Raw genomic sequence first — 21,085 nt, forward strand, 5'->3', positions numbered from 1 at the left:
TCTCAAAACACAACAAGGAAAAGTTATGTTAGACGCCTATATTTATGATGGATTAAGAAGCCCTTTTGGTCGCCACGCAGGGGCATTAGCCACGGTTCGTCCTGATGATTTGATCGCTACAGTAATGAAAGCTTTGGTCGAAAAGCACCAACTGCCTAACGATATCTTTGATGAAGTATTGATTGGTAATACCAATCAAGCCGGTGAGGACTCGCGCAATATCGCCCGTAATGCTGCGCTGCTAGCAGGGTTAGATGTCAAAACACCCGGTCAAACCGTCAATCGCTTATGCGCTTCAGGACTATCGACCATTATCGATGCCGCTCGTAGTATTACTTGTAATGAGGGGGATATATTTTTAGCAGGTGGCGTTGAGTCAATGACCCGCGCACCCTTTGTATTTGCCAAAACCGAGCAGCCTTTTAGTCGTGAATTTAAAGTATTTGATACCACCATTGGCAGCCGCTTCCCCAATCCTATCATCGAAAAACAGTTTGGTAGCGATAGCATGCCGCAAACGGGTGATAATGTCGCTCGCAAATACGGTATCACTCGAGAAGAAGCAGACAAATTCGCAGCAGCCTCACAAGCTAAGTACCAAGCAGCCAAACAAGCTGGGTTCTTCAATGATGAAATAACGCCAATTATGGTATCGCAAGGTAAAAAACTGCCAGAAAAAGCGATTTTGGATGATGAGCATCCTCGTGCCAGCTCTACTGTTGAAGCGTTACAAAAACTTAAGCCTTTAAACAATGAAGGTGTCGTCACAGCAGGCAATGCGTCAGGTATCAATGATGGCGCAGCTGCGCTGATTATTGGCTCTAAGCAGGCGGAGGAAAAGTTGGGCTTTAAGCCTATTGCCAAGATTCTGTCATCTGGTGCCATGGGCGTTGAGCCTAATATTATGGGCGTAGGACCTGTTGAAGCCATTAAACTGGCATTGAAACGCGCTGATTTGACCCTTGATGATATGTCCATCATTGAGATTAATGAAGCATTTGCCTCGCAAGTACTCGGCTGCCTAAAAGGTTTAGACATTGATTTTGATGACAAGCGTGTCAACCCTAATGGTGGGGCGATTGCCGTCGGACATCCGCTGGGTGCATCAGGGGCAAGACTTGCGTTAAGTACGGCGCGTGAGCTACAGCGTACGGGCGAAAAATACGCGGTGGTCAGTTTATGTATTGGCATTGGGCAAGGGCTTGCCATGGTGATAGAACGAGTCTAAGCGTTTTAAACTACCTTTATTTCAAGCTACCTTTACTATTACTGCCCTCGCCATACTATTTTATTATCAAGGACGACAATAATGACTTCTATACTCAACCAACATGAGGACTACCAGCAAGCTCAAGAAGCGTATGGTTTTCCTCTGATTATCAAACAGCTGCTAAACCGTGCAAAAATTGCCTCTACTGATCAAACCATTAGTTATGCCGATAAGGTCACTTATACCTATGCTGAATTTTTTAAGCGGGTTAATCGCTTGGCAAACGTCCTTAAGAACATGGGGTTGCAAGCAGGGGACGTGGTTGCGGTTATGGATTGGGACAGTCATCGTTACCTTGAAGCGTATTTTGCCGTGCCGATGTCTGGCATGATTTTACAAACGGTCAATGTACGCCTAGCCGAAGATAAAGTGCTGTATACCATCAACCACGCCAAACCCAAAGCCTTGCTCTTAAATGCTGAATTTGAGCCAATGGCGAAAAATTACCGTCATGAAGCGCCTTCTATTGAGCAAATTATTTGGCTCGATGATACTGGCTTTGATGATGCTGAGTATGGCGAAGACGATACAAAAAACGGTACAAAAACTGAGCAAGCTAGCATGCCAGATTATGTCGAAGGTGAGTATGAAGCCCTGCTAGCAGCTGCCAGCGATGCGTTCGACTTTCCAGACTTCGATGAAAATACCATCGCCACCACATTTTATACCAGTGGCACGACGGGAGATCCAAAAGGGGTTTTCTTTACCCATCGACAGATCGTATTACAGACGCTGGCGAGTACGCTAGCATCCGCGCTAAACGCCGAAGGTCAAGGCGCTCGCTACAATGATGTTTACATGCCAATGACGCCATTATTCCATGTACATGCTTGGTGCTGGCCGTATGGGGCAACCATGATAGGGCTTAAGCAAGTATATCCAGGACGCTATCTAGCCCCAATGTTGGTGGATTTAATTGAGCAGCACAAAGTCACGCTTTCACATGGTGTTCCTGCGATTTTACAGATGCTATTAAAAGAGATGGCCGCACGAGGACGTAAGTTTGATGGTCTGAAGTTGTTACTCGGTGGCTCAAAGCTGAATGAAGGTTTGGCTAAAGCGGCCATTGAAAGCGGTATTGAGTTTATGTCTGGATTTGGCATGTCAGAATCTTGTCCCGTGTTATCGAGAGCGGTATTTGATGATAAAACTGACTCGATGGAAATGAAAGAGCAGCTTAATTATCGTTGTCTGTCTGGCTCACCGATTATGCTCGTCTCAATGGAAATCTGGGATGAGAATGGCAAAGCTTTACCAATGGATGGTGAGTCGACAGGGGAACTTGTGATTCGAGCACCATGGCTGACTCAAAGCTATTTCAAAAACTCAGATGCTGGCAATGAGCTATGGCGCGGTGGCTGGATGCATACCCAAGATATCGCCTCTATCTCCTCTGACGGTACTCTAAGCATTACGGATCGATTAAAAGATGTGATTAAGTCTGGTGGTGAGTGGGTATCCTCGCTTGAAGTTGAGACTATTTTATCCTTTCACCCGAGTGTCGCTGATGTTGCCGTGATTGGCGTACCAGATGAAAGATGGGGCGAACGACCTTTAGCATTGGTGGTTTTAAAACCTGAATATGTAGACACCAAAGCGGAAGATATTTTAGCGTTAGGCCATCAAGCCGTGGAAAAAGGCCATTTACCAAAGTATGGCGTGCCAAGTGAAATCAAGTTTTTAGTGGAAATGCCTAAAACCAGTGTGGGTAAGCTTGATAAAAAAAGAATGCGCATGATGTGCGCAGAAAAACTGATTTAATTTAAAAAGGTCTTTCAATGACTTTAAAACAATCATTCAAGCTTACTGATAATTCTAACGTGTGTATTAATAACATGTATGTTTATTGGTATGACGAGACGAGAAAACTATGAAGGCTTTCGCTATATTACCGGAAATACAAGAGACACTGAATAAAGACAAACACCATCCCATGCATGGCTTTGCGGTTATCTATTCTCAACAAGTAGAGTGGGGCGATATGGATTCCTTTGGTCATGTTAATAATGTGGTCTATTACACTTATGCCCAAAACGCTCGTATTTACTATAACAGTCAATTAAATCTATTTAATGAAAATACCTTTTCAGTCATGGCAGCATCATCCTGTCAGTATTTTAAACCGGTGACTTATCCCGATACTTTATGGATTGGGGTTCGAGTGAAGAAAATTGGCAATGCCAGCTTGATTCATGAATATACCTATTATAGTACCGTGTTAAATACCATCGTTGCCAAGGCTGAGTCCGTGTTGGTATATCTTGATAAAGCCAGCGGACAAAAGAAAAATATCGATGAAACAAAAAAAGCCGCGATTAATGCTTTTGAAAGTTTTAATTAAATCAGGAGGCAAGTTTTTTATATAAGGATATGGTGCTGGTATTTATAAGACTAAAAAATGCGGTAGCAGTAGAGATTTAAAAGGATTGAAATGGATTTTAAAACAAAACAAGGAATGTATAGATCATGCTTTATATCAAAAAGTTGTCTTTTGGTTTGGCTGTCCTTGGGGCATGCGTACAGGCACAAGCCATAGAGCTTGTCACAAATGGGGACACCACTTTAAGTATCGGTGGTTATGTTAAAGCCGAAGGTATCTTTTATTCTCCAGATGAAGGCGAGTCTGAGTTCAAAGGAAATGCACGGCAAACTCGGATTAATCTCAAAACCACCAAGAACGTAGAAGATAAAAAACTAACGGGTTTTATTGAAGGGGATTTTTATGGCAATGCTGCAAATGGTGGTTCAGACTTACGGCTGCGCCATGCGTATGTTCAGCTCGATGATTTGACCGTAGGTAAGACATGGAATGGTCAGTTCTTAGCGGTTTACCCACTTTTGACTGAGCAGCTCGACTTTAAAGGTACGGGACTGGGCACCATCTCTGGTGGCGGCGCTGATATTCGTCCAGATTTAACTGTACATTACACCTATAAAGGGCTTCGTTTTACAGCTCAAGACCCTGTTTATGATGAAGCCAACCTGCCTGATATGGTGGTCAGCTATAAAAATAACATATCTGATCTGAGCTATAACTTAGCAGTCACGGCACGTGAGGCTAAAAATGGAGACGATTCAGATGTAGGCGTCGGTGCTTCTTTGGCTGGTAAACTCAAACTGGGTAATGACTCATTACATGCGAGCGTATATAACGGTAAAGGGATGGGAGCTTATTCTACAGTATGTGTCGGAAAAGTCCTTGGGGCGACCGGCGCTTTAGATTGTGACGCAGAAGACGGCAAGCTTATATCGCAAACTGGCTTTACAGTAGGCTATAGACACAAATTTACCGAGAAGCTTTTTAGTAACCTGCGTTATGGTGAGATTAATGTCGATGATGCATCTGATACTTCTGTAAATGTGAAAAGCATCAACCTTATCTATAATTATTTACCCGACTTGGATTTTGGTATTGAATGGAGAGATCGCAGTGATAAGACCTTATCATCAGTAAAAGAAAGTCAGCAAGTTGAAATAATGGCCAAATATAATTTCTAAGCTAAAGGTTGCTAACACTGGATAGAACATAGTGCTAGCAACCTTTTTGTTAAAACGTTAACCCAAGCTATAAGATTTACCAAGCTAATTAAACATAGCGTTCGCTAAGTTTTTACGCCTATCATCACTCATGTGTGCCACGAATAGGATAATCGTTTTCTTGAATAAAAGACAAGCCGTTTGCAAGGGCTTCAAGCTCAGGTCTGACAAACGGAGCGTTCGAGGTGTCTATGATTTGAATTTCCCCTTTAGCATTAATCACGAACACCTCAGGCTCGGCAAAGGGATGATCGGTTTCCTTCTCTGAGCGTGGGTCAGAGATGTACAGACCTAGCGTCTGCATCTGCTCAATCGTCAAACCATAAGCTATCGGAAAGCTGATAGTTAGTTTTTCCAAATGCTCCTCTAACTGCTGTTTACTATCTCCTAATATGGCAATGATATCGACACCAGTATCAAAAAATGCGCTTTTTATCGTCTCTAACTGATTGAGGTACTTGGTACAAATGGGACAATGCTTACCGCGGTAAACCATTAATTTCGGTGGTGTATCAGAAAGTATGCTGAGGGAATAAAGGAAGGAGGGTGACAGCCAAAGCAAGATGATATATTTGAGGTTATGAAGACACAAATAGATATCAGCTGCCCCGACTGTCACAGTTCCTATCTTATGAGCACTTCGCAAATTATGATGTTTATTGAGACACTAGCAAAACTTCAAGAACAACGAGCCTCTGAAGAGAAATAAATCTAATAAAATCTGCTCAAAATAAAAACAAGAGATTCGTAGCTATGGGTGACTGGGATAAATTTAACAGTAAATAAGGATTTTCTAAAACTACGTCCGTTGTACATTAATAACATTGCTCTAACATATCGTTTGTAGACTAATGACGATTTACCCTCTAAGATTTTATTATTTGCCAGCAGGAAGCCAGCATGTCTAATTTAACATTAACGATTAATCAGCAGGATTATGAGTTTGATAATCTTGACCCGCGCACGACACTACTTGACGTTTGTCGCCACCATCTACATATCAATGGACCCAAAAAAGGCTGCGATCATGGGCAATGCGGCGCATGCACCATGCTTATTAATGGGCGACGAATCAATTCTTGTTTGACATTAGCGGTCATGCACGATGGTGATGAGATTACAACCATTGAAGGTATTGGACTACCTGAATCGCTATCAGAGTTGCAACAAGCTTTTAAAGACCATGATGCCTTTCAGTGTGGCTATTGTACGCCTGGGCAAATTTGTTCAGCAACGGCATTAATAGAAGAAATCAAACAACAGTGGCCAAGTCATGTGACGACTGATTTACAACATCCTAATGGTCTACTCGTTCAAGAGATTGCTGAGCGTATGAGCGGCAATATCTGTCGCTGTTCGGCATATCCCAATATCATCAAAGCGATATCACAGGTACTCGAAAATGCACTTAACAATCAAGTGTCAAAAGCCTCTTTAATAACCGGCTCTCCAGTAAGCAGCGATGCGCGTAATAATAGAGCAGCCGATTTAACGGTCAGTGGTATTTGGTCACCGCCGCCAAGCGAGGCACAAATTAGCAATCAGTCCATAGTAAAGCTGACTGCCCATGCTAATGCTGCCAATGCTCAAGGAGAACGTTCATGAAACGCTTTGAATATATCCGTTCCCTTGAACCGCAACAAGCCGTGATGTTTGCTACGCCAAGTGAAGCATCTTTTATTGCTGGCGGCACCAATCTACTCGATTTAATGAAGTTTGAGATTGAAACTCCCCGTAAGCTGGTTGATATCACGCGCTTAAAATTGAAACAAGTAGAGACCACCGCTGAGGGTGGTTTGCGTATTGGTACTTTGGTCACCAACAGCGATTTAGCCGCGCATCTCGCAGTCACTTCAGATTATCCGGTATTATCTCGCGCCATGTTGGCAGGGGCCTCGGGACAACTGCGAAATAAAGCCACTACCGGCGGAAATCTATTACAGCGTACCCGATGCTATTACTTTTACCAACCAGATAGTCCCTGCAATAAACGCAATCCCGGTTCTGGATGTCCAGCTATCAATGGTGAGAATCGACTGCTTGCCATCTTAGGGACGAGTGACGACTGTATTGCACAGCACCCATCAGATATGGCGGTAGCAATGCGCTTACTTGATGCCATTATTGAGACGCTTAAAGCAGATGGCACCACGCGGCAGATTCCGATTAAAGATTTCTATTGCTTGCCAAAAGATACGCCACACACTGAAACCGTTTTAGAGACGGGGGAGCTGATTACTCATATTGTTCTCCCAGCGCCTATTAAAGGGATGCATGCTTACGACAAAGTGCGAGATCGTGCCTCTTATGCCTTTGCGTTAGTGTCGTGCGCTGCTGTGATTAATGTTAATAATCAAGGCAAATTAGATACCGTACGTTTAGCATTTGGTGGTATTGGCACTATGCCTTGGCGTAATGAAGCGGTTGAAGCCTTGCTTACGGGTACAGACGGCAACCTTGACGTTATTTCGCAAGCGGCAGATTTATTATTAAAAGACGCCAAAGGCTATGGTCAAAACGACTTTAAAATACCGTTAACGCGGCGATTGTTAAAACAAGTCATTCAGCGCGCATTGACGGCTAAGGGAGCATAATCATGTCACTATTGGACTCAGTACTGCCATCAGAACCCACCAAAAAATTGACTATGGATCATCCAGTTGATTCTCTGTTTGATGAAACTGCCAGTCAATTGATTGGTAAGCCTATCAACCGTGTAGACGGTTCCTTGAAAGTCAGTGGACAAGCGCCTTATAGCGCAGAATTTTATATTGAAGGGCAGGTTTACGGCGTCTTAGTGGGTGCAACCGTTGCTAAAGGCAAGGTAAAGCACATTGATAGCCGGGCAGTGGAAGTGCTTCCTGGTATTATTAAAGTGGTCACGGACCCCAAGCATTTTTTGCGTAACGCTCAGCAAGGCGGAAAGAAAAAAGCTCCTACTCAGGGCGCTGCCGAGATTTTTTATCATGGCCAGCCCATCGCTGCTGTGATTGCTGAAACTTTTGAAGCTGCTACTGAAGGCGCAAAAGCCCTCAAGGTAACCTATAAAGATGAGACAGAAGATGCAGTCATAGATTTTGATGCAGCCTTAGAAAACGCCCATTCAGTTAATGAAGCAGAAGGCTCTGATAAAAATCACAAACAAGGGCATCCGGAGCAAGGACTTCAAGAGTCTGAGGTTTCGTTTGATCAGGTTTATCATACGCCAAGCCAAAGTAATTCGCCTATGGAGCCACATGCCACATTGGCTTATTGGGAGGATGACAAGTTAATCATGTATACCTCCAACCAGATGTTGTCATCTTGCAAACAACAAGTAGCAGATGCCTTAAATTTGGATCCAGATAATGTGCAACTGATTGCCCGTTATGTTGGCGGCGGTTTTGGCAGTAAACTTGGTATTGCCCCTGAATCAATTGCCGCAGCAATTTCCGCAAAAGAGCTCAAGCGTCCGGTATTGATTGTGATGACTCGTCCGCAAGTCATGGAAACTACCACCAGACGCTCAGATACGCGTCAACGTATCGGCATTGGCTGCGATAAAAACGGTATTATTAATACCTTTATCCATAATACCGTCACCAGTAATTTACCCGGCGAGAGCTTCTTTGAACCCACAGCGTTGTCTACGCATTACTTATACCGCGGCGAAAATCGTCAGGTCGACTATCAGATGGTTGATGTCAATAAAGTCCTATCAGGTTCTATGCGCGCGCCTGGCGAGGCCGTCGGATTAATTGCTGTTGAATGTGCGATGGACGAGTTGGCCATTCAGTTAGATATCGATCCGATAGAGCTGCGCCGCCGTAATGAGCCTAAGCAAGATCCCAGTAAAGAGATACCTTTTTCAACTCGGCAACTGATTTCCTGTATGGAAAAAGGGGCTGAGCAGTTTGGTTGGGAGAGGCGCAATACCGTGCCTGCCAGTCGCTTAGAAGGAGATTGGTGGATGGGTATTGGTATGGCCGCCGCTGCTCGTGGCAATCAGTTAAAGCTCTCTCAAGCACGAGCAACCCTACAAGTTGATGACTCAAAAAAGCTTGGCGTCAAAGCTATTATTGAGACGGATATGACCGATATTGGTACGGGCTCTTATACCGTATTTACCCAAGTTGCTGCTGACCTTTTGGGTCTACCGGTCGACCATGTTGAGATGAAGCTTGGCGATACCAGTCTGCCGCCAGCCGTTGGTTCTGGCGGTAGTATGGGTGCAGCAAGCTCAGGAAGCAGTATCTATCTGGCTTGCCAGCAATTGCGCGAAATGTTGGCAGACAAAGTCGGCCTATATTCTGACACCATCCAATTGCATGATGGGCAGATTAGCAAAATAGGACAGCATGAATCGACAGTAACAGAGACTATCATTGAATCTGGTAAGGATGCCGCCACCGAGCTTGTAGAGAAGTTAGCAGAAAAGACGAGCGTGTCTCTCCCTGTATCTGTATTGGAGCTCTTACCAGAAACACAGAAAGCTAAACAAAGTAGCTATGATTTTAGTCATTCTAAAAGCTATTCACTAGCCGATATTGTTGCGCAATATGACGACCAAAAGCTCAGTGCTAAAGGCGAGATTAAACCGGGTAAAAATGAAAAAACCCATCGTCAATCCTCATTCGGCGCTAACTTTGCGGAAGTCGCTGTGCACCGAGTGACGGGTGAGATTCGAGTCAAGCGCATGACAGGTGTTTTCGCCGCTGGGCGTATTCTTAATCACAAAACCGCCACTTCACAGTGCTATGGCGGCATGGTGTTTGGCATAGGTTCAGCTTTGATGGAAGAAGTTATCCATGACAAGCATGACGGGCGCTTGTGTAATCATGACCTTTCTGAATACCACATTCCTGTCAATGCTGATGTGCCGCAACTAGAAGTTATTTTGCTAGAAGAGGACGACCGTTATACCAATCCGATGCACATCAAAGGCATTGGTGAAACGGCGATTTCAGGCGCAGCGGCAGCCATTGCCAATGCCATCTATAACGCCATTGGCATTCGTATTCGCGATTTCCCAATTACCTTAGATAAACTTATTGACCAACTGCCAGATTGATTGTTATCAAATACTGTCTTACTGTCTTACTTTCTTACTTTGTTTTGCTGAAAAACCCGATTAAATAACGGGTTTTTTTAACGTATCCTCTAAGGTTTTTTAAGTCTATATTTTAAGTTGATAAGAGGCATTATGAATCAAATCGCTGATATCCTTGAGCTTGCCACACAAGCGATACGACAAAATATCGATGCGGTATTAGCCACCGTGATGCGTACAGAAGGCTCGGCATATCGGCAACCGGGTGCGATGATGCTGATATGCGCTGATGGGCGGTCGGTTGGGATGATTAGTGGTGGCTGCCTTGAGCCACATATTATCAAACGTGCCTTTTGGTTAACTCGTCATGGCGCGAGTGTGCAGGTCTACCAGACAGGCGATGACATTGGGTATCATAAAAATAGCGATTCTGATTCGACTGTTGTAAAAGACGTTAATGTTAAAGATGAGGATATGTCTGAAGATGATTTTTTAGAGGGCGAGCTCAATTTTGGCTTGGGTTGTAATGGACGAGTGCATGTGTTGTTTGAGCGTTTAGCGACAGCAATACCGCTATTAAATCTAATTCGTCAGGTTCGTCATACTCAGCAACCGGTAACGATTGCCACTCTTGTTAGATCGGATAATAGCGAAAACGGAGCGCTCGACCTGCAAGTTGGTAGCCGTATTTATTTAGATACGTATTTAAAAACAGGCAGTCTGACGGATATATACTTGAACCACAACATGGCAGGCGACGCGGATACTGTTATAAATAATGTGTTGTTAAAAGCGATTAAAAAATTATCAAAGCATCAGTTTCATAAAAAAGATGCTGGATACCATGCTGAATATGTTGATCTGGCAGACGATTTAGAGTTACAAGCTAGAGCTAATCGTCAGTATGAAAGCGGGGCCGAATTAGTGTTAAAAACAGGTCAAACGGAGTGGTTATTGCAGCGGATTTGCCCACAAATACGCTTACTCATTTGCGGGGCAGGCAATGATGTTATACCACTGGTGACAATGGCAAAGCTGCAAGATTGGCATGTCACCGTCATAGACAGTCGACCGCAATATGCGACGCGTCGGCGCTTTAGCCAAGCAGATAGCGTGCTGTGTTTACCCTTGGATGATAGCGAAACATTGCTCAAGCTTAGTGCTGGCGCGGCCGTTGCTGTAATGTCTCATAGTCTAACCCAAGACCGCGCTCGACTTGCCGTATTACTAAAACATTCTGCTCACTATCATTATCTTGGGCAATTAGGGCCTCGCTATCGTACTGAACGCTTAATCAGAGAGATTGGTGAGACAAGCGTTAACCCGCATATTTTAGCGGATGGTATTGATAAATTGCATTATCCTATCGGCTATAAATTGGGCGGAGACGGCCCTGAAGCATTGGCACTGAGTATCATGGCGCAAATGAGTGCGGTAATGCATAATCAATCCCCTCAAACCATGAGCCCTAGCCGCCAAGAACAGCATAGTAAAACTGATATGCAAGCACCGGCATAATCATAGTCATAAACATCGCTAAGACAAGAGAGGAGATAGATGCTTATTACAAATAGTCGTGATTTTAGCCATAGCCATGCCGTTATTCTCTTAGCAAGCGGACTGAGTCGACGCCTCGGTCAACCAAAGCAGTTATTAAATAAGAATAATGAGTCGCTAATTTGCTATATGACCCGCCTTGCTATGCTGACTCAGCCTAGCCTCATAGTGATCGTGGTTCCTCAAAACCAGTCAGCAATTTTAGATTCGATTGCTGATTTAACCGATCAGCTAAATAGTCTCCACTCATTGATTAAAATAGTAACGAATTCATCACCCGAAAAAGGGATAGGCGAAAGTTTATCCATTGGCATACAAGCCTTAGCTACGTTTGATGGTTTATCTGTCAATTCGGTACTAATCATGGGCATTGATCAAGTTTTATTGGACAGCGAACATTTGAGCAAGCTGTTGGCAGGTAAACACACTGTCGTTGCTAGTAGTTATAGCCGTTTAGATGACCATCATTCTAAGATTGCCAATGAACACGATATTATTGGTCTACCTATTGTCATTGATTACGAGCGCCTTAAAAACTGGCAATCGGCTTTGATAGGTGATAAAGGATTACGGCATTTGATTAGAGCGCTGCCATCCAATCAAATCAGTACCGTTGATAATCCTAAATTAAGCTACGATATTGATACGCCTGCACAACTTGCCTATGCTAAGCAAAAACATTGGGTTGATTAATAGGGTTAAATTCTGTCACTTGCCGCAATCGTGTTTGTGTGATGACCAGTAGCCAATGACTGGATTAGTAACCGAAGTTCCCGCAGCATTTCTAACCAATTTAGAACAAAACAATCTACATTGAGATACGCAATATAAGATGGTCCTGATTTATGATTGAGTGTAAATATACTTCACTAACAAGGATTAGAAATCATGTCAAACCAGCCTACTGATAACGATAACATCAAGAATGCTCTAGAGTCGCTTGAAAATACAACGGAAGTGGCTTCAAATAATGAAGTGACGGGTGTTGAGGTTTTAAAAGGCGATAAAGTAATGTATGAAGACGGCGATTTTGAAGATTACAATGCCGAAAAACAGATTGAGTCTGACTTAGATGGTAAATCTGCTAAAGAAGATGAAACTAGCAAAGAGGATAAATCTAACGAAAAAGATGAATCTAGCGAAGATGAATCTAGCGAAGATGAATCTAGCGAAAAAGATGAATCTAACGAAAAAGATGACTCTAATGAAAAAGATGACTCTAATGAAAAAGATGACTCTAATGAAAAAGATGACTCTAGCGAAGATGATAAGTCTGAAAAAAATGACAAGTATGGTGCGACGATAGCTAATATCTACCAATGGGCGTCTAAGCTTAAGGATGAGTTTATCTCTGATAAAGACGGCAAATCTGATTCTAATGAAAAAGAGAATTCTGATAAATCCGATAAAGATGATAAGCACAGCGCAACGATAGGTCATATCTATCAATGGGCGTCTAAGCTCAAAGATGATTTTACCTCTGAAGCTTCTAACATGACGCATGAAGTTTCTGAAAAAGCGCTCGCTATGATGCTCAATAGGCTTGTGGACGGGGTAGAGGCTGAGCTAAAAGCCTTTGATAAGAAGGTAGAGGGCTCTAAAGAGTCAGTGCCTAATCTAGCCGAGGAACGTAGTAAAATTTCCGATAAAAAAGATAAATACCAGAGTATGCTTGATCAACTACGAAACTAATTAGCACCAAAAAATTATAAGTTGCTGTAACATCAGCTTATAGACGTAAAAAACCTTGTATGCTTTACGCTACAAGGTTTTTTTGTGTTCAATGGTGCGCCCACAGAAGTCCACACTATTAATCTAAGTTATTGATATATAATGATTATATATATTTACAAAATTTCTATACTGTATGCTCTACTGTATAAACAAAAAGTGAGACCGTTAATCCTCACTTTCTTTATTATTTTTTGGTGGTTCGATAATATCATCGATGACAGATCGAAGCCACTTATTAGGCTTTCCCTTCAAGTTAGGCTCTGGTAGAAAACCGCTATCGCGCTTGCGTTGAACTGTTGCCGTTGAGACCCAGCCAAAAATCTTTTTAATCTCACTGGTTGTATAATACATTGGTTTCATATTGCAACCTCTTCATATTGGATTTTAACTAAATTGGTTTGCCATTTTCAATGACATCCATCGCTTACTTGTTAGGCTGAACTACTGAAGTCTCATTTATGTTAACTGGCTAACCAAATCTATCATCACCAATAGTTATTGTGATTTTTAAAAGAGTAGGCTTATTATCATTAGAGCCTGTCATGTTTTTACTTTAATTAGAGCGTGTGGTTACTAGTCACACGCTGGCAGGCTAATGGGTTTGGTAGATTGGTGTGTTATGTCTATGCCAAAGCCCGTGACATTTTTTACACAACCATCTAACCGATAAGGGCTTGTTATAATCGTCATGGTGGGCTTCAACAAAGCCCTCACAATTACACTCAACACAGTAGTCAGGCCTTACTAGCTTACCGCTGTTTACAGCTCTATTTGTCTGTAGCCGTATCTTATGGCGTTCAGGGTATTTGGCAACATACTTTTTAAATCGCTCACATTTTTCTTTTTTAAACTTTTCACTAGTAAACCATGCTCGCCTATGTGCTTTACTATTGGCGATTTTAACCCGTTCAATAACGCAAGATTTGCACTCACCTGTATCGCCGCCTTTTTTTATTGTGGACTTATAAAAAAAGTCGACAGGTTTAGTAGTGTTGCACTTAGAGCAGGGTATTAATGTAATCATAGCAATCTCCGAGCTTCTCCTAAAATAAAACGCCAATCTTTGAGCTTGTTTGAAGAGCTGGTAAGCGTCTATCACTTGCCAGCATTCAAGGTTTGATTATGCTCACTAGACATATTGCTAACTATGTAACCTCAGTAAGCTATATTTTAATGACTCAACTTGTATACGACTTTGCTGAATAATAGTCATTAATTTGTCATAGAATGAGATGTGACCGCTTATTATTAGTAGTAATTACTTCTATTTATTAATAGTAGTATATAATATCTAATTATGCAATTTATTTCCGCAAGTAATTAAAAGTATTTACTATTTATAAAGTTTGGGCTAAAAAAAACCACCTGCTAAGGTGGCTGCTTTTATACCGGCGTTATTATTAACCAGCTCTATACATCTGCTTGCCTATTATAACTAAGTTATCAGTGTCCTCTTTGCTAATTAAACGGTCGGGATAGTCAGCGTTAAAGCTATGCAATCTAAGAGAGCCACCACCCTCTCTAAATACCTGTTTAATCATCACATCACCATCAAGGCTTAACAGGTATAGCTCACCGTCGCTGACATCCGTTTGGCTTATATCAACGCCAACGTCATCACTTTTATTTATATATGGCTTCATACTATTACTGTCGTTAGTAATCATTCTAAAGTTACGTGGCTCTACATCATACTTACCGAAAAACCGTTTAGGTATTTCGATATGGTACTTAACGCCGACAAAATCATATTCTGTTTTACTAACAAAATCGATATTACTATAAACAGCTATATTAGTATCGTTCTCATTTTTAATTCTTCTAATATTGTAATCAGTATGAAATTCCTTGATATCTGTTGAGCCATCAGTAGTAAAAAAGTCGTCGCCTGATTTATCACTAACATTTTTGTCTAGATAAAAGGCTGGTAAGCCTATCTTTGTCTCCATGTTGCGTGCAGCGGTCTCGCCTAACGGTACAACGCCATTGATCACTTGCGATAAGAAGCTAGCGCTGACATCAAAATTACGTTCAATACTGGCATAACTTTTATAGCCTTTTCTCTTCATCTCAGCTAAAACGTCTTTTAGTCTATCCACTCTATGTTCAGAATTCATAATAAGCCCCTTCATTATTAATCATTAAGTAGATAACCATAGTAATACATACTACTTTTTTTCGCAAGTAATTGTTATCTATTATAGTATTTACTACTAAAATAATATTAAATAATATTGATTTTATCAAATATAATGAGTAGTATTAAATACTAATTAGTACATATCATCTTTTATCTGAGTACTTATTATCCACTAAATACTATAAGAGGCCATCAGATGAGAATTTCATATAGTAAAAACTTTGATCTATATGATTACTGTTTAAACGTTGGTAAGGAAGAGCGTGAACGGACCTTAGAGTAGTTCATCTCCATCAAACTTATAATGGTTATAGCAAGTACAACAAGGCTTCTGCTATCCAGGCTGATAAATTTAAAGGAGGTTCGGTTACTTGTGGTAGCGTGTTTCCTACATGAATTTCGATTATTTAGGAAGTAATGAAAGGATCGCACGCTAAGTTGTAAGTAATAAAAAAGACCATTAACTGCAATTAAGAGTCTTTAAACATCAACAGAATACAGAGAGGTTATACCATGAAAATTAACAGAATTTATAGCGATAATTACTTGATTATACCTATAAAAAAACCTCCATAGCTTTGTTGTTAGTAATGAAAAAAATCAAAGGGGCGCTTTGAAAAACAATGATTACTAATAAAACAAAACAAGGTTAACTCCCATGAGATATACACATTCTATCAATGCGGTCAAATGCCAGGAGTGGCAGATAAGTTTAGCTCAAGGTGCATTAGTTGATCTAATCAATCAAGCTTCTAGTTGGGCTAATGCTGATGTTGTGGATGGCGAAGTTTATTACTGGGTATCTCGTAATAAAGTCATCAATGAAATTCCAGTCGCTTATAGTAAAGCTGATACCGTTTATCGTTCGCTAAAAGTTCTAGCTAGTAAAGGCATTATTAACCACATCAAACAAGGTAAAAGAGACTTAGTTAATTTTACCGAAAAGGGTAAAACATGGAACGTAAAAGGCACAGCTATCGGCGACTCAAAACTCATAAATAACTCCGAGTTAGATAGAAAGTCGGAAATAAATCCGACTTCCCTCGGAAATAAATCCGAGAAAACACCCCAAAACTCGGAAATAAATTCGACATATAAGAATACTAGTATTAATAAGAGTACTAGTAATAAGAATATAAAGACTGCTGTTAAAAGTAGTACTAAACATAACTCTAAGTCTGCTAATGAACAGTTCTCAGCACATAATTATCTAATTCCTTATTTTATTAATGATGAACTATGGTTTGCTTACAACGATATGCGTGTGACTAAGAAAAAACCTGCTACCAAGTATGCGTGCAAGCTGTTAATCAAGAAGCTCACTAGTTGGCATGAGAAAGGTCTGGATGTCAGCGCTGCTATAGAGAAATCAATAGTGAACGGTTGGACTGATGTATTCGAACCAGCAGTTAATCAAATGAGAACTACAAAACAAGGAAATAATTATGGACGCAAACAATCACCAGCTAACTACTTTGACTCAGTGCAAGCGGAAATCGATGCTAAGTATGGACAGCAATCAAATCAACAGTCTATTAGAACCGTCTGTTAGCACTGTAAACGCGGTCGCTAGACTGTTCTCAGATTGGAAGCGGGTCTTTACTACAAAGATAAAAGAAGATCAGTATGACCTGAGAACCATTGAGCTTTGGGTAATAGCATTACAGCAATTAGAGATTACCGATGATGAGTTTAACCTAGCACTTGCATTATCTACAAAAGAAGCGTGGCCGCCCAGCACGCCAGCAGATTTCGTAAATCTAGTGAGGGGTAGTAAAGAGGATAGCTATCCTAACGCCCACTTAGCTTACATTGAAGCGGCTAACGATAATTACATGCACGTTGTTTGCTATGAGACTGCCAAGCGCTTTGGATTTTACAGTTTAGTGAATCAGGACAAGTACAGCGGCTTTGAGAAATGGAAGTCGATTTATGCAAAGGTATGTGAAGAACACTATCAAGATAGCGCTAAATTCGAGAAAATTGTGGGTGCCGTGCCTGTCAAGAAAGGTTTTGATAAACTTTTAGAACACACAAATAACAGCTTAGAGATCCAATCATCGATTGCAAAAGCAGCATTAGAAAATATAAGGAATCTACTATGAAAGATTTACACAACATCGATATTGAGAAAGCGGTCTTAGCCTCCTTAATGAGCATTGAAAAATGCTTTGAGAGAGTTGAAGAGATAATAAATAGTGATGATTTTGCCGCTGGCAGGCATAAAGTTATCTTTAATGCTATTAAGCATTTGCATAATAAAGGTGATTATATTGACGCTGTGATGTTGGTTGATCGCCTAACGCGAACAGGCGACTTAAACGAGGTAGGCGGGGATAGTTACATCGCTGATATTCTTGCTAGTAGCCCTGCAACCTTATTTCAGCTTGAGTCTCATTGTGAGCGTATACGTTACTACTCAAAGCTACGAGCTACAAAAGCGGTATTAGATGACGCTAATCTCATGGTGCAGACTAAAGATATCGATTTAGAAGATGGAATTAACAACATGGTATCTAAGCTCACAGACGTGATGGAAGGTGAGAAGGTGAAAAATAAAACCCCGCGTACGGTTAGTTGCTTAATAAAAGACTTTGTTGATAAGCTTGACATAACTTCAAGATCAGGTCTCGCGCCTTTTGTTAAAACAGGTTTCTTTGATTTAGATGCTAAAGCACCCATCGAAAACGGTGATTTGGTAGTTGTAGGTGCACGGACTAGTATGGGTAAAAGTGCATTTGCAATGAGTGTCTCAGTAAACATAGTAGGTGACACTAAAAAGACTGGCATTTTCTTCTCATTAGAAATGACAGCTGAATTAGTTATGCAGCGGTTTATGTCTTCAAGAGCTACTGTTGAATTGAGCAAAGTAAGAAGTGGTCAAGGGATTGGTGAAGACGAGTGGGTGCAGCTTCAAAACGCAATAGCAGATTTATCTTACGACAGAAGAAATGATGACGGTAGCGAGTACCAAGTTCCACTAGCAGAGCAGTTTGACTTAGTGATTGATGACCGCAGCGCTTTAACATTTCAGCAAATGCGTAGCACGCTGAACAAAATGAAAAATCAAGGGCGCGAGATCGGCGTTATTGTTGTCGATTACTTGCAGTATATGGGAGGCATTGATGAAAATAATAAGGTGTCATCAATAGGATTTATCACTAAGAACTTAAAGCAAATCGCTAAAGATTTTAATTGCCCTGTCATTTTACTATCACAGCTAAGCCGCAAGCTTGAAGATCGGCCTAACAAGCGACCTATCAATTCAGATTTAAGAGACTCAGGTAATATTGAGCAAGACGCTGACATCATCATGCTTTTATATCGTGATGAAGTCTATAACGATAAGACAGAACATAAAGGTGTAGCTGAGGTGTTGATTACTAAAAACCGCCAAGGGGAGGTTGGTACCGTACGATTAGGTTTTGAAGGCGAATACTCAAGATTTACTAATTTCATCAATCATGATGTCGAAGAGGGGTATAAGCAGTACGGTTATACGTAATGGTGCTATTAATTCAGCTTGCGAGTCTAATAAAAACTACTATATATACAGTGTGTCAGCTAATAGTAAGTCTAACCGCCCTATATGCTGCTATATATGAAAAGGAAATAATGAGTTGTAATCAATCTTGTTTACATATCTGAAAATGGCAAGCATGGATTGCGAGCCAATCGATAAGAAGGTGTTTTAAATTTATGTTATAAGTAACTATGACAGTTGCTTATAACATAACTAAAAATGGGTAATAACCTCTGTTACATCAGAAAAGCTATCGTGATTTTATAGAGTTAGCTATTCCCAATATAGAGCTATAAAGCCCGTCGTAGATACTCTATATAAACTCCAAAACACTCTAATTTTTACAGAATAGACTCAAATTTATAATTTTATAGCTCGAATAACAAGATTTGTTATATTAATAAGTATTAACAGAACAAAGTAGACATACATGTCGAGGGTTTTTAGATCGAACTATATGTCCTTGATACAACTTATTGGTCAACATCGCATAAATATTTAAGTAGAAGATTTGTTTATGCCGTTTAAATTTTGGTTTTCGTAAGCGCTTAAACTTAGATAAAAATGACTGCTAAAGTCCTACTTATGTGAAGTGGGATTTTTTTATGCTTGAATTTTGGAGATGTTATTGCGTATTTTAATGGTTAGGGGGCTAGCAGCAAAATTTAATCAGCCAAACGATACAGTCACTAATGCCATGCTAAATAATTTCATTAGCTAAGTAACTCTCATCGGGATAGAGTGACTTTAGTAGTTTATCATCGGTTCTATTGATGACATTTGCTTCGAGACCATCCCAGATTCTGTGTAACTGCCATTTAGATTAAATGCTTACTGATACGATCATCAAACATAATCATAAAACGATTAAGAGCAGACGTCCAGTTACGAATCGGCATCGACCACTTTTTAGACGCCTGCTGGGTGGCTAAGTACACCACTTTGAATGCCGCCTGATCAGACGGGAACACCTTACGCTTATTTACCGCTGTACGAATCACACTGTTTAGCGACTCAATCGCATTGGTGGTATAAATCACTTTTCTGATGTCTTTCGGGTACTCAAAGAACACCGTTAAGCCCTCCCAGTTATTACGCCAAGACTTGATGACATGCGGGTACTCTTTGCCCCATACCTCATCAAAGTGCTCAAGGTTGGCCTCTGCTATCTCAAGCGTATCAGCACCATAGATGGCCTTTAAATCAGCCGCTACGGCCTTTTTATCCGTCCACGGCACAAACTTCATTGAATAGCGCACCATGTGTACGATACACAGCTGAACCTGAGCATTGGGATAAACGGTGTTGATAGCATCAGGGAAGCCCTTTAGACCGTCAACACAAGCAATGAGGATATCCTGCACCCCACGGTTCTGCAATTCAGTGAGAACGCCCAGCCAGAACTTAGCGCCTTCATTCTCTGATAACCACATACCAAGCAGCTCTTTTTTACCATCAAGAGCAACACCTAGCGCTAAGTAAATGGCTTTGTTGATAATCTGCTTATCTTGACGTACTTTGACGACGATGCAGTCTAGATAGACAATAGGATAAACACTGCTCAGCGGTCTGTTCTGCCAGGCAGTGATGTCCTCTAAGATATTATCAGTGACTCTCGAAACCAAGCTACTTGAGATGTCGACATCGTAGAGCTCTTTAATGCTCTCTACGATCTCAGTGGTGGTTTGACCCTTGGCGTAAAGGAATATGATTTTATCATCGAGACCTGAGATACGGGTTTGATGCTTGCGCACGAGTGTAGGTTCAAAGTCACCATGACGGTCTCTTGGGGTGGATATCTCAAGATCGCCTGTGTCACTGCGGACGGTCTTTTTAGTGTGTCCGTTACGCTTATTAGGTTTATCCGCCTTTTCATGCTTGGGATAGCCGAGATGGTCTTCCATCTCAGCTTCTAGTGCAGTGTCGATAAACGACTGCATGAGCTGCTTCTGAAAGTCTTTGATGTCATCAAAGCTTTTCATGCTACCAGCCATTTGCTCGGCCAGTTTTTTAATGTCAGATTGAGTAGTCATTGCTTATTCTCCTGTTAGTGGATTATAAGCAGTTACACAAAGTTTGGGAAACTCCCTTTGCTTCAACTATACTACTACCATGCTACCGATTGTCAGACTACTAAATATTCACCTTAGTGAAAATATATTGGTCTTATAGCGAACGGAATATCTCTTATGTTTTTATACCTATAACCTCACTCTCAACTTCAAATAAGCAATTCAAACTGAAAAGGTGGGTTTCCGAGTTATTTATGGAATGCAAAGTACAGATGTCCCGTCC

General features: G+C 41.2%; 17 protein-coding genes. 13 read left to right on the forward strand and 4 right to left on the reverse strand.

Annotation, left to right across the window (positions count from 1 at the left end; genetic code table 11):
* Positions 1–25 precede the first annotated feature (25 nt).
* The 4 genes from QJS82_RS05025 (at position 26) to QJS82_RS05040 (ending at position 4,768) form a co-directional block, all read left to right on the forward strand.
* Positions 26–1,228, forward strand: coding sequence for a 3-oxoadipyl-CoA thiolase (locus QJS82_RS05025; RefSeq protein WP_281491439.1), 1,203 nt, complete (start codon positions 26–28; stop codon positions 1,226–1,228).
* 81 nt (positions 1,229–1,309) lie between these two features.
* On the forward strand, positions 1,310–3,031 hold the full coding sequence (locus tag QJS82_RS05030) for a fatty acid--CoA ligase (protein ID WP_281491440.1): 1,722 nt from the start codon (positions 1,310–1,312) through the stop codon (positions 3,029–3,031).
* A 109-nt stretch (positions 3,032–3,140) separates the two neighbouring features.
* Complete coding sequence (locus tag QJS82_RS05035) at positions 3,141–3,611, forward strand: acyl-CoA thioesterase (protein WP_201618517.1); 471 nt, start codon at positions 3,141–3,143, stop codon at positions 3,609–3,611.
* A gap of 125 nt (positions 3,612–3,736) precedes the next feature.
* Positions 3,737–4,768, forward strand: coding sequence for a hypothetical protein (locus QJS82_RS05040; protein ID WP_281491441.1), 1,032 nt, complete (start codon positions 3,737–3,739; stop codon positions 4,766–4,768).
* Between the two features lie 124 nt (positions 4,769–4,892).
* Here QJS82_RS05040 and QJS82_RS05045 read toward each other — a convergent pair whose 3' ends face one another.
* Positions 4,893–5,303 carry a redoxin family protein gene (locus QJS82_RS05045; RefSeq protein WP_281491442.1) on the reverse strand — a complete coding sequence of 137 codons (411 nt, stop codon included), beginning with the start codon at positions 5,301–5,303 and terminating at the stop codon, positions 4,893–4,895.
* Positions 5,304–5,707: 404 nt separating this feature from the next.
* On the opposite strand from QJS82_RS05045, the gene QJS82_RS05050 reads away from it, so the two are divergent.
* The 6 genes from QJS82_RS05050 (at position 5,708) to QJS82_RS05075 (ending at position 13,085) form a co-directional block, all read left to right on the forward strand.
* Positions 5,708–6,412, forward strand: coding sequence for a 2Fe-2S iron-sulfur cluster-binding protein (locus QJS82_RS05050; RefSeq protein ID WP_281491443.1), 705 nt, complete (start codon positions 5,708–5,710; stop codon positions 6,410–6,412).
* Complete coding sequence (locus QJS82_RS05055; protein ID WP_281491444.1) at positions 6,409–7,401, forward strand: FAD binding domain-containing protein; 993 nt, start codon at positions 6,409–6,411, stop codon at positions 7,399–7,401. The genes QJS82_RS05050 and QJS82_RS05055 overlap by 4 nt, the downstream gene beginning before the upstream one ends.
* A gap of 2 nt (positions 7,402–7,403) precedes the next feature.
* A complete protein-coding gene (locus QJS82_RS05060) occupies positions 7,404–9,857 on the forward strand; it encodes a molybdopterin cofactor-binding domain-containing protein (protein WP_281491445.1) in 2,454 nt (817 codons plus the stop codon).
* A 132-nt stretch (positions 9,858–9,989) separates the two neighbouring features.
* On the forward strand, positions 9,990–11,354 hold the full coding sequence (locus QJS82_RS05065; protein ID WP_281491446.1) for an XdhC family protein: 1,365 nt from the start codon (positions 9,990–9,992) through the stop codon (positions 11,352–11,354).
* A gap of 39 nt (positions 11,355–11,393) precedes the next feature.
* Complete coding sequence (locus QJS82_RS05070; protein ID WP_281491447.1) at positions 11,394–12,086, forward strand: nucleotidyltransferase family protein; 693 nt, start codon at positions 11,394–11,396, stop codon at positions 12,084–12,086.
* A gap of 195 nt (positions 12,087–12,281) precedes the next feature.
* On the forward strand, positions 12,282–13,085 hold the full coding sequence (locus QJS82_RS05075) for a hypothetical protein (protein ID WP_281491448.1): 804 nt from the start codon (positions 12,282–12,284) through the stop codon (positions 13,083–13,085).
* A 207-nt stretch (positions 13,086–13,292) separates the two neighbouring features.
* On the opposite strand, the gene QJS82_RS05080 is transcribed toward QJS82_RS05075, so the two are convergent.
* Both QJS82_RS05080 and QJS82_RS05085 read right to left on the reverse strand, forming a co-directional pair.
* Positions 13,293–13,487 carry a hypothetical protein gene (locus QJS82_RS05080; protein ID WP_281491449.1) on the reverse strand — a complete coding sequence of 65 codons (195 nt, stop codon included), beginning with the start codon at positions 13,485–13,487 and terminating at the stop codon, positions 13,293–13,295.
* Between the two features lie 1,040 nt (positions 13,488–14,527).
* Positions 14,528–15,244, reverse strand: coding sequence for a S24 family peptidase (locus QJS82_RS05085; protein ID WP_281491450.1), 717 nt, complete (start codon positions 15,242–15,244; stop codon positions 14,528–14,530).
* Positions 15,245–15,925: 681 nt separating this feature from the next.
* On the opposite strand from QJS82_RS05085, the gene QJS82_RS05090 reads away from it, so the two are divergent.
* The 3 genes from QJS82_RS05090 to QJS82_RS05100 are packed head-to-tail and all read left to right on the forward strand — an operon-like array spanning position 15,926 to position 18,772.
* Positions 15,926–16,819 carry a phage replication initiator YdaU family protein gene (locus QJS82_RS05090; protein ID WP_281491451.1) on the forward strand — a complete coding sequence of 298 codons (894 nt, stop codon included), beginning with the start codon at positions 15,926–15,928 and terminating at the stop codon, positions 16,817–16,819.
* Entirely contained in the window at positions 16,776–17,372 is a 597-nt protein-coding gene (locus QJS82_RS05095) for a hypothetical protein (RefSeq protein ID WP_281491452.1), read from the forward strand. Before QJS82_RS05090 ends, QJS82_RS05095 begins: the two co-directional genes overlap by 44 nt.
* Positions 17,369–18,772 carry a replicative DNA helicase gene (locus tag QJS82_RS05100; RefSeq protein WP_281491453.1) on the forward strand — a complete coding sequence of 468 codons (1,404 nt, stop codon included), beginning with the start codon at positions 17,369–17,371 and terminating at the stop codon, positions 18,770–18,772. The genes QJS82_RS05095 and QJS82_RS05100 overlap by 4 nt, the downstream gene beginning before the upstream one ends.
* An 836-nt stretch (positions 18,773–19,608) precedes the next feature.
* Here QJS82_RS05100 and QJS82_RS05105 read toward each other — a convergent pair.
* Positions 19,609–20,823, reverse strand: coding sequence for an IS256 family transposase (locus QJS82_RS05105; protein WP_281491454.1), 1,215 nt, complete (start codon positions 20,821–20,823; stop codon positions 19,609–19,611).
* Between the last annotated feature and the right edge of the window lie 262 nt (positions 20,824–21,085).

Origin of the sequence: Psychrobacter maritimus, assembly GCF_029953575.1 — a bacterium.
Taxonomy (GTDB): domain Bacteria; phylum Pseudomonadota; class Gammaproteobacteria; order Pseudomonadales; family Moraxellaceae; genus Psychrobacter; species Psychrobacter maritimus.

Excerpts from the sequence above, each read along its gene's own strand:
- QJS82_RS05025 (WP_281491439.1), top strand. The coding sequence starts at position 26 with ATGTTAGACGCCTATATTTATGATGGATTAAGAAGCCCTTTTGGTCGC.
- QJS82_RS05085 (WP_281491450.1), bottom strand. The coding sequence starts at position 15,244 with ATGAATTCTGAACATAGAGTGGATAGACTAAAAGACGTTTTAGCTGAG.
- QJS82_RS05105 (WP_281491454.1), bottom strand. The coding sequence starts at position 20,823 with ATGACTACTCAATCTGACATTAAAAAACTGGCCGAGCAAATGGCTGGT.
- QJS82_RS05040 (WP_281491441.1), top strand. The coding sequence starts at position 3,737 with ATGCTTTATATCAAAAAGTTGTCTTTTGGTTTGGCTGTCCTTGGGGCA.
- QJS82_RS05070 (WP_281491447.1), top strand. The coding sequence starts at position 11,394 with ATGCTTATTACAAATAGTCGTGATTTTAGCCATAGCCATGCCGTTATT.
- QJS82_RS05035 (WP_201618517.1), top strand. The coding sequence starts at position 3,141 with ATGAAGGCTTTCGCTATATTACCGGAAATACAAGAGACACTGAATAAA.
- QJS82_RS05090 (WP_281491451.1), top strand. The coding sequence starts at position 15,926 with ATGAGATATACACATTCTATCAATGCGGTCAAATGCCAGGAGTGGCAG.
- QJS82_RS05060 (WP_281491445.1), top strand. The coding sequence starts at position 7,404 with ATGTCACTATTGGACTCAGTACTGCCATCAGAACCCACCAAAAAATTG.
- QJS82_RS05030 (WP_281491440.1), top strand. The coding sequence starts at position 1,310 with ATGACTTCTATACTCAACCAACATGAGGACTACCAGCAAGCTCAAGAA.
- QJS82_RS05045 (WP_281491442.1), bottom strand. The coding sequence starts at position 5,303 with ATGGTTTACCGCGGTAAGCATTGTCCCATTTGTACCAAGTACCTCAAT.
- QJS82_RS05050 (WP_281491443.1), top strand. The coding sequence starts at position 5,708 with ATGTCTAATTTAACATTAACGATTAATCAGCAGGATTATGAGTTTGAT.
- QJS82_RS05055 (WP_281491444.1), top strand. The coding sequence starts at position 6,409 with ATGAAACGCTTTGAATATATCCGTTCCCTTGAACCGCAACAAGCCGTG.
- QJS82_RS05075 (WP_281491448.1), top strand. The coding sequence starts at position 12,282 with ATGTCAAACCAGCCTACTGATAACGATAACATCAAGAATGCTCTAGAG.
- QJS82_RS05080 (WP_281491449.1), bottom strand. The coding sequence starts at position 13,487 with ATGAAACCAATGTATTATACAACCAGTGAGATTAAAAAGATTTTTGGC.
- QJS82_RS05095 (WP_281491452.1), top strand. The coding sequence starts at position 16,776 with ATGGACAGCAATCAAATCAACAGTCTATTAGAACCGTCTGTTAGCACT.
- QJS82_RS05100 (WP_281491453.1), top strand. The coding sequence starts at position 17,369 with ATGAAAGATTTACACAACATCGATATTGAGAAAGCGGTCTTAGCCTCC.
- QJS82_RS05065 (WP_281491446.1), top strand. The coding sequence starts at position 9,990 with ATGAATCAAATCGCTGATATCCTTGAGCTTGCCACACAAGCGATACGA.